Consider the following 14,389-nt stretch of genomic DNA (forward strand, 5'->3'; position numbering starts at 1 on the left):
CTTCCTGACTTCGATTTACCTGGATCAGAATATCCTCTATTTTTTGCTGATAAATCCTACTCAATGAAAAGTACGTTATAAACAGAATAGGGAGTCCAAAATATATGTATCTTAATAATATTATTTTGAATGCCCGTTTGTTGTATTCAAATAAAACCATAATTTATCTTCTATATCCTTTTTATATTATGGATTAATCAAGAAGTTTCACTGATTCAATACCAAAACACGGGAACCGTTTCTCATCCAATAGATATCCATACGATATAATGTTCACGCATATGCAAAAAAGAAGGATTTGGTAAATAATTTTTATAGATTTACAGTAAAAAATACTTAATTGTCATTCAAATAAAGATCGAGGATTCTTAGTCAAAAGTCAATATCCGCTATAGAGATAACAAGATAGATCCTTTTAATAGAAGGAGATTGGAGAGATATCAGGAGTTGTCCGGGACTTTCTATATTCTGAGGGGAAGTGAATATCAACTCTCGAGATGTTGGAGATCTCTGGATCATAAACTAGCTAGAAAACCCGACATTATTCGTAAATACATCCAGAAGAAAAATATCAGAATAAGAAGCTTAATGTGGCAGAGATTATATATAGATTCTGAGAATATTCGATAAAACTATACATTTTTATCGAATATTGACAATTGTACTCTTGCCTTTTTCTTTATACATGACAATTATACTAACATATCTAATAATGTTAATTTAAGGATGTATAGATGAAACACAAATTGATTTTAGGAATGGCTTCAATATTAACCCTGACGGTAGTATTTATAGGATGCAGCAAGAAAGAAGAGGTTGCAATGACAGCGTCTCAGCCTACAGAAACTGGAACCAGCAGTGAAATTGATACCATGACCACAGCCTCCATAGTGAACACAGCTGAGGGATTTATACAGTCGGCATCACAGGAAGGGAACTGGATTACCGCCGTAACCCAGGATCTCACTATCGATAAAGACGTAGTGCTGGATGGAGAATTTGTCCACCGGGATGAGATCTATAGAAAAATCGCTCTTTATGACCAGGATGCAGACCATAATGTCACAGCCCGTTATACCCTCAAGGCTCCCTCTCTCACCGTGAAAAGTGAAAACGCCCGTATCCAGGGCGGAACTTTTGTGGGTGATGTATACGTAGAAGCCAACAAATTTCACATTTTTGACGGAACAGTAGACGGTGATATTTATTTTGCCTCAGAAGAATTCAAAACCAGTTTTGAACTTCTTGAAGGTGGAACCCATACCGGAGCATTGATCGTTAAATAAGTTAAAACCTCAAAAACCGCCGGTGGTTAAACAAAAGACCACCGGCTGATTCAACTAAGAATTCCACAGAGAGAAAAGGCAGTTCCCTTATGCTTTTGAAATCATTTTCCCAAATTCGACAGCGGATACTTGATCCTTCTCATCCGGATTCCACTGGTTTCTTAATCCATCTGAAATGATCTCGAACCCGGCATTCTTCATCAGATCATCCATCACTTTTGTAGACTCACCGCTCCATCCATAACAGCCAAAGGAAGCCGCTTTTTTATTTTTGAAATTCAGCTCTTTTACCAAATGAATAAAGCCCGCCATAGAATGAAGGATGCTCTTAGCAATTGTAGGAGAGCCCAGAAGAACTGTTTTTGATTTAAAAATTTCTGTAATTAAGTCATTTTCGTCACTTTTTGATAGATTACATACTTTTACAACCACTTCAGAATCGGCCAGCCCGATTCCTTCTGCAATTTTTTCAGCAATTTTCTTTGTACCGTTCCACATAGTATCATAAATTAGGGTGATTTGATTTTCCTGGTAATCATCGGACCATTGAGCATACTTTTCCACAATTTGCATGGGATTATCTCTCCAGATCACACCATGACTTGTTGCTATTATATCTATCTGCAAATTCAATGCGATGACTTCTGCCAATTTCTTTTTTAATATGCCACTGAAAGGGGTTAGTATATTTGCATAGTATTTAAGGGCTTCATTAAAAAGATCACATTCATCGACTAAGTCATTAAAAAGCTTTTCAGTAGCATAGTGTTGTCCAAAAGCATCATTGCTAAATAGGATATTATCCTGAGTCAGATATGTTGCCATACTGTCCGGCCAGTGGAGCATCATCATTTCAACAAAGATGAGTTCTTTTCCGTTTCCTATATCAATTTTATCGCCTGTCTTTACCACATGAAAATCCCAATCCTGGTGGTACTGCCCTTTTAATGATTTTACTGCATTGGATGTGCAATAGATTGGAACCTCAGGAATATGTTTCATCAATGCCGGGAGCGCTCCGCTATGATCAACCTCGCCATGATTGATCACAACGTAGTCAATTGTATTCAGATCAATCTTTTTACTGAGATTTTCGACAAACTCTTCGGCAAAGGGAGCCCAGACAGTATCCATCAATACAGTTTTCTCCTCCTCTATTAAATACGAATTGTAGGTAGATCCTTTGTGAGTTGAATATTCGCTGCCATGAAAACTTCGAAGTTCCCAGTCCACTTTCCCGACCCAGGATACATTGTTTTTAATACTTGTTCTCATACACAAACCTCCATCTATAAAACAATTATACAACCATTCTTGTTAATTATGTTAAATAAAGGTAAATGGGAATTTTGTGTCAAAATATTTTGTAAAGAAGGAGATGGAAGACTTTTTACAATACCTTAGAGAGACTAGAATTTTAAATATATATACTAAGAAAGCTCACGGGGGACACACCAGCCTACGGGCAAAAGATTCATTTCCAGCCTGACACCCCAAGAACAAATAGCGGCAATGACCATACTAAAAGGTTCAATAGGAATGATGAGATCGTACGCGGGAACACCGGCAAAATCACTCCGGCAGATTCTAACCGGCTCTAGGATGATATCTAGAACCTCATGACAGCCCCGGAATAGAAGTTGATCCGGCTCACCACCCAGCGCCTTGATCAGCTTGTTTGATGAGGGCCCCATAATAGCCATACGCCCGACAGCTTCAGTTTCGTTTTTAATTCTGCACTCAGTAAGGAAAGGATGACTCCATAATCGTGTCATGATTTTGGACACAGAGGTCCTGGGGGCATTAATATAAAACTGCCGGTTCAAATCACAATATATATCAATGGGGTCATCACAGATCTCTGTGATTGTGATACCGCAAATTCCATGTCCAGGTTTAAGACCGGCGAATCTGTCTGCTGACCATTTTTCTACCTGGTACTCAAACTGTTTTCCTATAATCGACACCCACCCTTGGTCACCGCGGTCGGGAAGCCCCGCTCCTTGGGTCAAAGCCAACTTCTCGTCCTCGGCTCCGGACATGTACTTTTCTAAAAATACCTCTCCAAAGGCTATGTGCCTCACAGGATCAAATCCTTCATTAGGAAGAATTGAGGCTATAAATGGACTGGGTTGAATCATGATTTCTCCAGATTGTTTATCAAAAACGATGTCTGTGTGAAAGGTTCATCTGCCGTAAGGACCAGCAGATGAACCTTTCCAAGGAACTCTACCAGTCTATGCCCTTTCTAGCAATGATACCTTTTTGAAATGCATGCTTCACATCTTTGATTTCACTCACTGTATCGGCAAGTTCTATCAGTTCTGGCAGTGCATCACGACCGGTGATAATGACTGTTTGTTCAACAGGCCTGTTTCTAATTGTATCTAATACATCTTTGGTATCCAGATATTTTAAGCTTAACATATATGTCAATTCATCCAGGAGAACAACATAATAGGATGGATTTGTGAGATATTCCTTTGCTTCATTCCAAACTTTCTCAGCCGCAGCCATATCAGCAATTTTATCTTTGGATTCCCAAGTAAATCCTGTAGCCATGACTGAAAAGGGAACATCATGGTGAACCAGAAGGTTCCTTTCACCACAATCCCATTTCCCTTTTATAAATTGAGCTACTGCGGCTTTATATCCATGACCGACAGAACGGCTGACCACACCGAATCCTGCTGTACTCTTTCCTTTACCATTCCCAGTAATCACCAGAACCAATCCTCTAGATTTTTTAGACTCGGTTGAGCTTTCTTCTAATTCCATACACTTTCACTCCCTTAGTTTATTTTTCTAGGCAATAGACCGGCCATCCTGATCATCATGGTTTTCAGTCTTCTTCTTTCTTATTTCAAAGCGGGCTACAAACACAGCGGCCAAAAGACCGACAACGAAAATAAGCAACGCTGAGTTGAAAAAAATCTGCTCAACGCCATAATCGTCTATGATTTGTCCATTGATGAATGTCCCCAAGGCTCCCCCTAGAAACATATTGAAACCAGCCAGAGACATTGCCGTACCTTTCATGGCCGGCAGTTTCTCTTGGGCTGTTGCTATAATTGTCGACTGAAGAAAAATAAATGAAAGACCGAATCCAAAGAAACCAAGGATTTGAACTGATAGTCCGGCCTCAGAAGCCAGAAGGAAGAAGGAAAGAGATCCCAGAAGCGTGGCATACACAAGAAATCCATGGCCTAATTGCTTTCTCAGCCCTGAGGCTACCCTTCCTCCGACAACGGTTCCTATTCCGAAAATGGACAGAATAAGACCAATGAAAAGTGAGTTTAAATTTGTAGATTCTGAGAGGAGAATACCCGCATAAGTGAAACTGCCTAAGATCGTAAAACCTACAAGGAATAGGAGAGAGACAAGTCTCATAAACCTGAAATTTGTAAAGGCGATCCTGTAAGAAGAAAAGAGATTGAGCTTATCCGTTTTCGCCTTGTCCCGTTCCAGCAATTTCAACATAAAAATAGCTAAAATGAGCTCGCCGATACCATAAATCAGATAGACAAGACGCCAGGAACCCAAAAAGGCCATAGCTCCTCCTATGGTTGTAGCGCTGGCAGCTCCCATGAATGCCAGACCCATGACCATCCCCAAAGCTTTTTGCCTATGGTGGTCATCAAAATTTTCACCAATCAAGGCCATTGTCACGGGAAAAATCCCTGCTCCGAATACGCCGTTCATGCCTCGAAACAGAAGGAGAGAGGGTAAGTTAAATGAAAGGGCTCCAAGAATGCTGAATACAGCGGTGCCCATGGCAGCTGTATTGATGATATTGGCTTTTCCGAACCGGTCGGAAAGAGGCCCGAACAGCAAGGTGAAGGCTCCAAAAGCCATCATGTAAGATGTGACAGACAAGGCTGCCGTACTCAGCTGAAGCCCCAGGTCTCCCGCTATGTCTGCTAAAAGAGAGGCCGCCGCATAATTGTCACCATTTGCTAAAAAAGCCATTAGCCCCAGGACCCAGAGCATCTTTGTCTTTTTATTCACAGGATTCTCCCCTTGAACCTGTTTGGTTCTTAAACCGTCAATAATCTCTCATTATTTTTTAGAATATCCGTTAGGGGTTGTCCCATGGGCATGAGGGTAATTCCTAATGCGCTAAGTTCTTCAACAACTCCAAGTTCTGTGGCACAGGCGATACAGGCATTGACGATCACTCCGCTGGATTGTATCTCTTTCAACCGTGTCTGAATCACCTTATTTTCTGCGACAAGTTTTGCAGTAGCACCCCATACAATGATCTGCACTTCATCCCACCAGCCTCGTGTGACCGAAGCCTCGGCGTACATGAAAACCATGAGTTCCGCTGTAATGGGATTTGCATTTGTCCATAATATATTCAGTGAATTTTTCATTTAATATCCTTCCTTAACATTTTGAATATTCATTCAAAATAAAGAATGAGAGCTTTTTTGTCAACAACATTTTGAATATCTATTCAAAATGGATAGTTTCTGTTATATTAAGAGTGCAATAAGGATGAACCAGACAGAAGGATATTATGGCAAAACCAAAATTTGACAGAGATCTTATCATCGAAAAGTCTAAAGATCTCTTCTGGCAATATGGATACAATTCATCATCTATGCAGGATGTTGTCCAAGCAACAGGGCTCAAACCAGGATCGATCTACAACTCTTTTGGAAACAAGGAAGCCTTATACAAAGAGGCTCTGGAAAGCTATACAAGTAAAAGTCTAAAGCAGATGCAGCAGAATCTGGAAAGTGCCTCCAGCATAGGCATAGGGCTATGCCAATTCCTGGATGACCTGATAAGACAATCGGAAGATCAGAATTATAGCGCTTGTTTTCTCATCAAAACTCAATTTGAGATAACAGAAGAAGAGGGAGACCTCCATAACAGTGCCGTTTCAGGTTTGGAGAGAGTAGAAGAGGTCTTGAGAGGCTTTCTTATACAGGAGTACGGGGAAGAACTTGGCCGAATACGTGCGACCAGTGTCATGCTTCATATGCATGGGATACGGGTCTACAGTTACAGAAAAAATGCTGTGCCGAGGATGCACCTTGGTGTGAGAGAAGGCTTACCCTGGCTCCCCTGGGACGATTATTTTGCTTCACTTGATACTCAGGCATAGTGCTTGAGATATAAGAAGAGACTTTTAATGCTGCTATCCAGCAGCACTCCCCTCCTGCGATTGAATACATAGAAAAATAGTAAGTTAAAAATATGTCCTGTAGTCTGCCAGCAATTTTTTAGCAGTTCGGGAGTCTCCAGAGAATAGGGGCACAGTCTTTCACAGGCGCGGCAATTTATACAGTTATCAATCTGTTCTATTTCCTTTTGCCACTCTGCATTTAACCAATTCTTACAGGGCATTCTTGAAAGAAGAAAACTCATCCTGAATACACTGAATTCCTAATGAGTACTATTGGTAAAGACAGCTCCTATTTTACAGTTTTAGATATCAAATTTAACAATGAATTGAAGGTAAAAGATCTTGTCCAGCAGATACTTACATTCTCAGAACAAAACTGTAGTGTCCCTAAAACCCTTGGACATTCAGGGACCAGTTATTATCTTGCCAAGAGAACAATTTCTCAAAATGAGAGATGCCATCTTGGCAATGCAAAAAAATCCAGCTTTTAGTGACAAGAAACAGTGTCCAATAACAAAGTAAGAACTCAATTAATTACTAGATTGAGTCAATATCATCAGGAACTAAGAAATAAAATCCAGGGAATCTCCCACTCTAATTGAAATTATATCTTCGAATAGAATCTGTGATTTTTTGAGCTTAAAATTGATTTCAATTTCATTTTTTCTTATGGTACGAACAGAACTATTCTTTGGGAGACCGAAAGACTTCAATTCAAGATTTCCACCTAGAATAACGAATGAGGATTTTTCATTCTCAATTGTAAAAGATCCCCATGCTGTGTTAAAGCTCCAAAAAAAGGAAGAAGGACCATCAAATATAGGTTTAAAACCAATATGCTTAATTCGACCATCGAAAGTAAAACCGGAAAAAGTCAGTAAGAGTGAATAACTAGCCATGGACCTTGCGTAATTACTTCCGCACTCCATTTCATTCCATGGGTTTCTCCTGAATCCATCATATCTGTCACGAACACTTTTTACGACTTTCAACCCCTCCTCGATCAATCCTCTGCGAATCATCAAATCAGCCGCAGCGTATTCAAATCCATGCATGGTTTCCTGGGAGTATGGCACAGGGATAGTCGGACGTTCCTTATTCTCAGGCCAGGAACAAATAACCAATCCTGATTCATCATTAAGACAGAACAAGCGGCATGGATTGTAGTGTTCTCTCATGTTTTCACGGAAATTGTATTTCATAAGAGATCGAAGAGCCTTTTGAGTCTGAGATATCTCAAAGATATCCCCCAACCCATAAATATCAGAATGCCATTGGCCCAATAACTGATCTATAGAAACTCCTTCTGCAATCTGGTACTTCAGTTCTTTGTGTTCTTCACTCCAGTAGATATCATAAATTGTACCGTCATTGTTATCAAAATTGAATAATCCTTTATCAACAAAGGGTTCCAGCAATTTTTTATTCTTCAAATCAATTTTCTGGATAAAATACTCGCCGTTAAAAAGATCTCTATTTAAAATCCGGCATCCTTTTTCTAAAATCTCTTCATACTCTTTTGCGGAATCCAGATCATCCATTGCCCTAGCCATCTCAGAGCAGGCTTTTAATGCCCCTAAATACATACCACTTAACCAGGCATTAGGACCGAACAATTCCATATCCAAAGTATGGTGCTGCATTCCAGTTAGTATTCCGGTTTTTCCAGGATCCCACTGGTCAAGATTTTCTGATGCCCATGCAAATTCAAGTGCTTTTTTGACTTTCGGCCACAATTTTTTTAACCATGAGAAATCACCGCAAATTTTCCATTCACGATAAGTCTTCATAATGGTAGCAAATTGACCATCCACAGCTGGTCTAAAATGCCAGCGAGGAGAGCCGATAGGGAGCATAAGCCTGAAAGTAAGACTACCATCATCAGCCCAGTTATACTCATATTCAGCTTGTCTTACAGACCGGGAAAGTTTAGGAAATAAAAATGGAAGTACCTGAGCATATCCCCAAACATGGGAACATGTGCCTTCACATGATCCTTCATTTTCACCAGAACCTTCCCATCCGTAAAATGTACCATCCTCAAGACGCCAAACCGTAGGGCTTTTCAGTATAGAAACATTTGATGTTACAGCATCCAATACGGATTCAGGCAGGGATGAAGCAAAGAGAGCATTCCTAAAAGCTACAGTACTTCTATATAACCTATTCCAATTAAGAAGAGAATACTCCGCTGAATCTGTTGAATTACTCCAAAGAACAGCATAGTAATTAAGCCAACTTTTTCCCAACCAGTATTTTTCTTCTTCCGTATAGGGGGTTGTCCTCCCTGACTTCATTCGCCCCCAAGTGTTTTTATTGACTGGATGGCTCCAGGAAATAGTGTAGCGAATAGTTTTACTTTCACCTGCTGCGAGTTTAATCCTGGATGAAAGTAAAGCATTGTCTCTGATATTTAAATCTTCTGGTGCATATGATCTCTTCTTGAAAGGACCAAAACTAGTCATATCCTTCCAATAGACTTCTAAAGCATCAAACCATTCTCCTCGATAAAGATATTCCTGAAATGATACATCTTCTGAATCAGTAGCAATGCAGAGATCACCCGAAGAAATATCGTCTTTATTTTGATCCAAAGAATCTAGCATTATTTTTGAAATACCAGATTTTTTAGAAAAGGTATTTCTCGTTTTTCCCTTATATGGATTACCCAGGATTCCATTTAAATAATAATAAAGAGTCTTATCTTGAGTATTTGTAATAGTAAAAGAGAAAAATGCTGCAGGAATACTGCTATCATCTTCCTCATGAGGAATTAAGGGATTGAACGCTTCCATCACGACTTTTCCTGGAAATTTCATATCTGAGAAACTCAACTCAGCAATAGGAAAAGTTCCTTTGAAAGTATTGGATTCAAAATGTGGTAAGCCTGCAAGAGTTTCTCTGCGAGGTCCAAATCCAAAACCTTCTAAAGTCTTTTCTGTTCCGAGAGGCCCGGTGAAGGGTGGATTCAAATCACCATTTAAAACTCTGGCATCCAGCACCCTGGTCTCATCTTCCACTTTAATAGAAAAATGGGAAAATTCATTGTACTGCCCCTTTGCAGGTCTGTTAAATATCTCCCAGTCCTGTAGATGGCCATTACCTGCTAATCCAATACAACCACTACCTATTCCACCTAGAGGAAAAGAAATGGATGTCTGATGTTCATTTGTATATTCAAAATTCTTTCTCATCGATTGTTCCTTTAAAAGTGAGGTTACATTTTTTACTTGAATTGGTGATTAATGCACCCCAAAAGCAAATAACTCCCTTCTTGTTTTGGGATAATCCTGTTTTATGATGCACTCAAATAGCCTATCTTTTAATTCGGTTTTTATATCTTGATACTGAGGTTCTGCTATAAGATTATGTTGTTCATCAGGATCATCAATTAGATTGAATAATTGTTCACCGTTTTTGTCTGCATAATAAGTATACCGATATTTTTCTGTTCTTATAGTTCGCGCCCAATCCCCCACATCCATAGACCAGATTGGATTATAACTTTCAATATAGGCTTCTTTTCTCCAGCTTGGTTCTGCATCAGCTCGGCACAAATTCAAAATTGACTTTCCAGGAAAAATTGGAATATCTTCTTTTTTGATATTTAGATAATTACCCATTTCTGGCATCAGCTCAGGTAAGGAATCTGACAAATCCAAAATTGTTGGACAAAAATCTTCTGGTTGAATGAACTCGGTACAGATACGACCTTTCGGCAGACCAGGTCCGGAGATTATAAAGGGAGATCTTATACAGGCATCATAGTGTCTTTCTTCTTTTCCATAAAAGCCATGATCTCCCAATAACTCTCCATGATCTGAAATGAATAAGATATATGTATCATCATAAACATCATTTTCTTTTAAGGTATCCAAAATGATTCCCAGTTGATGATCTAAATGAACCAGGTCTGCAAAATAACAATGTCGTGCATACATATCATTATTTACATATTTCCCAAGCTTAAGTTTTGAAAAATACTCTGGTGCATGAGGGTCTATTTTCCACTCAGAAGGAACTGGTCGTGGAATGTTTTCAACATTAACATCCTTCATGAAATCAGCAGGAGGAGTAAAAGGACTATGGGGTTGTACATAACTGATTTGTGCAAAAAATGGTGTATTGTTTTTACATTCCTTAATATAATTGACGGCATACATCGTTATCCATTCTGTCTGGGAGAGTTCCTTTGGGAACGGTAAAGTAGTAGAATTTTCCATATTTTCTGGAAAATTGTCTGTTTCCCATTTCGCTTTACTTCGAAGCTTATTAATCCTTTTTTTTAGATCCTCTTTTCCTTCTCCATATTCTTCAAACTCGGGGATATGAGAAGCCCATATAGTCGTAAGAACAGAATCAAAATGCTCCGGATGATTTTCTTTTACCCAGTCAAGCCATTCACCACCTCGCCCATCTTCAGTAATATGAGTCTCATCAAATCCATATTGTTTGTAATCAGGCCAAAATCCTTCAAAATGTGGTCTTAAATGTACTTTCCCAAAAGCACCAGTTCTATACCCATTCTTTTTCAAAGAATGCATAAAAGTAGGTAATTGTGGATTTAAAGAGTATCCATTTTCCAAAACCCCATGACCTCTTGTTGTTAAGCCGGTAGCCATAGTGGCTCGAGTCGGACAACACACAGGATTACTAGAAAAATAATTTGAGCACATAGTTCCATTATCAACTAAAGATTTTATATTCGGTAATTCACAAATTCCGTCAAATGCAGCATCCAACCATTTTTGTGAAAGCTGATCGACCATAAATAGTACAATGTTTTTTTTCATAATAATCTATTATCCTTTGATTCCACCGGACTCTAACCCCATTGCAATATACTTTTGACCAAATCCGTAAAAGGCCAAGGGTGGAATAATAGAAACAATGACACCAGCTAAAATAATAGACATGTTCCCGTTATCCATCATTCCTTTTAACTGAAAAAGGCCTAATGGCAATGTCATATTCTCTACTGAATTAATGAGGATAAGAGGTCTAAAAAAATCATTCCACACCAACAGCAAATGCATAACCGCTGTTACTAAAAGCGCTGATTTCATCATTGGTAAAATAATATAAAAATATGTCTTAAACCTGTTTAATCCATCAATGGCGGCAGCTTCATCATATTGCATAGGAATTGTAAGAGAATGTTGTCTCATTAAAAAAACACCGAGAGGATATACAAGACCCGGCAATATAAGTGCAGACAAAGTATCCAGAAGTTGTAATTCTCTCATGACAATGAAAAGAGGAATAATTGTAACTTGTGCTGGAATCATTAACCCGGCTAATATGACAATAAAGACAATTTCTGATCCTTTAAATTTTATCCTTGTTATTGCAAATGCAGCCATACTTGAGATTAAAAGCTGCCCAGAAACCGCGAAACCAGCAACAATGGAACTATTTATTATATTTCTTAAAAAGGGTAACTCTGTAAAAACGCTAGCATAGTTTCCCCATAAAAATGGTGCTTTCGGAAAGAAACTGGGAGGAAGCTTAAAGGATTCCTTTGCTGGACGTAAAGATGTTGAGAACATCCATAACAAGGGTAATATAATCATAATGACTACAAAAAATAGAGCTATTGATACTGCTATATCCGTAAAAGTATATCTTTTATTATTACCGATCATAATTAACCCATTTATTGGAAAATTTATTTTGTGAAACTGAAATAATCAAAATTACCAAAAACAACAGAACTGCTAAGGCAGAGGAATAGCCTAAATCAAACCTTCGAAAAGCTACTTCATAAATAAACAAATTAACTGTTCGGGATGCATCTCCAGGCCCTCCATTAGTGAGGAAAAAAGGCTCATCAAAGATTTGCAAAGTGTTGATAAATAATACTGTTACCACAAATAGGATTGTAGGAGTTAGCATAGGAAGCGTAATTCTAAAAAAACGAGCTATTGGTCCTGCACCATCAATATATGATGCTTCATAAATATCATTGGGGATACCATTAAGCCCAATTAAGAAATATAAAAAAGAGGTACCTACAAATTTCCAAACACTGAAAATCAATATCGAAGTGAATACATATTGGGAAGAGGTTAACCAAGGAATGGCCTCAAGGTTGAAAATATTTAATAGCCAATTCATGATTCCAAAATCTCTATTAAATATGTATTTCCAGGCAATTGCCATTGACGCTGTCGTTATAGCAACTGGTGTATAAAGAATAAAACGATAAAAACCCTGCATTTTTATTGATACTGATTGAACGAATAAAGCTAGTAGTAAACCAATGATAGAATGTAATAATACTAAAGATATCGCCAATTTAAAGGTTGTTAAGAAAATACCCATAACACGAGTATCCTGAAAGGCACTGATATAATTCTTTAGTCCAACAAAAGAGGGAGGACTTAAAAGATCATAGTTAGAGAAGCTAAAAACAAAAGTAGCAATAATTGGCAATATGAGAAAGATAGAAAACACAAGAGCCATTGGTAATAGAAATAAAAATGCTTGTTGAGAGTCGTTCGACCCAACCATTAAACTCTCCTCCTTTTTATCATTTTTTAAATGTAAGATAAGAAACCAGCCGTACAGAGCCCTGTACGGCCTTTAGAAATACAGAAGATTTATTTCTTTAATACATTGTTTATTTCGTTGTGCATACCAAGGACACAATCTTCAACTGCAATCTCATCTGCCATTAAAAGACTAAAATAACGACTAAAAATCTGAGCAATTTCGGGATATGCTTCTGGTGCTTGTACCGGTGATGCAATATCAGCACTTTCTCTATAAAGCATTGTGTTCTCTGGTGCATATTGAGGTAACATTTCATCCATTACAGAAATTCGTGTAGGGATCGCATCTAATTTAAGAGCACTCTTTTGCGCATATTCGCTGCTTAAGAATTTTGCAAGTTTATATGCTTCTTCAGGATGTTTTGACTGTGAGCTTACAACCCAGGCACCTGACCCGAAAATAACTTTCTGTGCCCCAAAATTTGGTAAATACTGTATATCAAAATTCATATCTGCTTCTTTCCAGGAGGGAAGAGGCCATCTACCTAAGAGGACCATAGCAACCTGACCATTTGTAAACATAGCTATAGGGTTTGCTGTATCTGCAGTAGGCTGAGGAGCATACTTATATTTGTAAACTAAATCATATAGCATTTGAAAGGCTGCGAGAGCTTCTGGTGTATCTAGAGCAGAAGCAGTCATATCTTCATTAAGAAATGATGCACCATAATTATACAGCCATGCACTTGTTACAAAATAAAAGTCAGGTATAGAAAAACCAAAGACTTTTTGACCATCAACTTCTCTTGTTAGTGCTTTTGCATACTTCAGAAATTCTGTTTCATCCCAGTCTGAAGAAGGTACGTCAAGGCCGACTTCTTCAAGCATGTCAAGATTAAAATGTGTGACAACATTATTCCATCCAAAGACAGTTCCATATACATGTCCGTTTAGTTCAAAGGCAGACTGTAACTTAGGATGAAGATCTTTATAATCATCTCTAAAAGTAGGATCATTAGCTATATATTCATCCAAAGGAATCGCCATATTTTTAGCCGCTAAATACTGAGCACCTTCAATGGCAACATACATAACATCAGGAGAATCTCCTCCAGCGATCAATGTTCTGATTTTTACAAAATAATCTGACCAGTCATTGGCAGCAACATTATGAATAGCTTCAATTGTTAAATCTGGGTTTTCTACTTCAAACTCTGCTTTTAACGCCCCCATTTCATTTCCCAGATAGTTTCCCATTACAGCAATACTTAATTCAACTGGCTCTCCAGCTTGTTTTTCTTCAGCCTCTTGATTACCCGAAGCAAAAAGCAAGCTTCCCATTATGCACATAAATAGAAATGTCAATCCTTTTTTCATTTACTACTCCTTTTAATTTGTTCAACTCTCTTTGCAGAGTTACCAATTACCGTAAACGTTACCGGTTGCGTTTACGGTAATTCTAGAATACAATA

The 14,389-nt window shown here is 38.3% G+C and carries 12 protein-coding genes; 2 read left to right on the top strand and 10 right to left on the bottom strand.

From position 1 onward, the window contains the following. Positions 1–734 precede the first annotated feature (734 nt). Complete coding sequence (locus EXM22_RS09950) at positions 735–1,286, top strand: hypothetical protein (protein ID WP_149486375.1); 552 nt, start codon at positions 735–737, stop codon at positions 1,284–1,286. 87 nt (positions 1,287–1,373) lie between these two features. On the opposite strand, the gene EXM22_RS09955 is transcribed toward EXM22_RS09950, so the two are convergent. From EXM22_RS09955 to EXM22_RS09975, 5 genes are all read right to left on the bottom strand, one after another. Beyond that, positions 1,374–2,561 (bottom strand): anaerobic nitric oxide reductase flavorubredoxin, encoded by a 1,188-nt coding sequence (locus EXM22_RS09955; RefSeq protein ID WP_149486376.1) that lies wholly within the window; start codon positions 2,559–2,561, stop codon positions 1,374–1,376. 155 nt (positions 2,562–2,716) lie between these two features. Beyond that, positions 2,717–3,427, bottom strand: coding sequence for an aminomethyltransferase family protein (locus EXM22_RS09960; RefSeq protein ID WP_149486377.1), 711 nt, complete (start codon positions 3,425–3,427; stop codon positions 2,717–2,719). 88 nt (positions 3,428–3,515) lie between these two features. Further along, positions 3,516–4,064 (bottom strand): cob(I)yrinic acid a,c-diamide adenosyltransferase, encoded by a 549-nt coding sequence (gene cobO / locus EXM22_RS09965; protein WP_149486378.1) that lies wholly within the window; start codon positions 4,062–4,064, stop codon positions 3,516–3,518. A 27-nt stretch (positions 4,065–4,091) separates the two neighbouring features. Further along, complete coding sequence (locus tag EXM22_RS09970) at positions 4,092–5,294, bottom strand: MFS transporter (protein ID WP_149486379.1); 1,203 nt, start codon at positions 5,292–5,294, stop codon at positions 4,092–4,094. Between the two features lie 29 nt (positions 5,295–5,323). Further along, positions 5,324–5,662, bottom strand: coding sequence for a DsrE family protein (locus tag EXM22_RS09975; protein ID WP_149486380.1), 339 nt, complete (start codon positions 5,660–5,662; stop codon positions 5,324–5,326). Positions 5,663–5,808: 146 nt separating this feature from the next. Here EXM22_RS09975 and EXM22_RS09980 point away from each other — a divergent pair, with 146 nt between their 5' ends. Further along, positions 5,809–6,402, top strand: coding sequence for a TetR/AcrR family transcriptional regulator (locus EXM22_RS09980; RefSeq protein ID WP_149486381.1), 594 nt, complete (start codon positions 5,809–5,811; stop codon positions 6,400–6,402). Positions 6,403–6,986: 584 nt separating this feature from the next. Here EXM22_RS09980 and EXM22_RS09990 read toward each other — a convergent pair. The 5 genes from EXM22_RS09990 to EXM22_RS10010 form a co-directional block, all read right to left on the bottom strand. Continuing rightward, on the bottom strand, positions 6,987–9,617 hold the full coding sequence (locus EXM22_RS09990; RefSeq protein ID WP_149486383.1) for a GH116 family glycosyl-hydrolase: 2,631 nt from the start codon (positions 9,615–9,617) through the stop codon (positions 6,987–6,989). 48 nt (positions 9,618–9,665) lie between these two features. Then, entirely contained in the window at positions 9,666–11,216 is a 1,551-nt protein-coding gene (locus EXM22_RS09995) for a sulfatase family protein (protein WP_149486384.1), read from the bottom strand. A 9-nt stretch (positions 11,217–11,225) separates the two neighbouring features. Next, positions 11,226–12,068, bottom strand: coding sequence for a carbohydrate ABC transporter permease (locus tag EXM22_RS10000; RefSeq protein WP_149486385.1), 843 nt, complete (start codon positions 12,066–12,068; stop codon positions 11,226–11,228). Further along, complete coding sequence (locus EXM22_RS10005) at positions 12,058–12,936, bottom strand: carbohydrate ABC transporter permease (RefSeq protein ID WP_149486386.1); 879 nt, start codon at positions 12,934–12,936, stop codon at positions 12,058–12,060. The genes EXM22_RS10000 and EXM22_RS10005 overlap by 11 nt, the downstream gene beginning before the upstream one ends. An 89-nt stretch (positions 12,937–13,025) precedes the next feature. After that, entirely contained in the window at positions 13,026–14,294 is a 1,269-nt protein-coding gene (locus tag EXM22_RS10010; protein WP_149486387.1) for an ABC transporter substrate-binding protein, read from the bottom strand. Positions 14,295–14,389 lie beyond the last annotated feature (95 nt).

The sequence above is a fragment of the Oceanispirochaeta crateris genome (genome assembly GCF_008329965.1).
In the GTDB taxonomy this organism is placed as follows: domain Bacteria; phylum Spirochaetota; class Spirochaetia; order DSM-2461; family DSM-2461; genus Oceanispirochaeta; species Oceanispirochaeta crateris.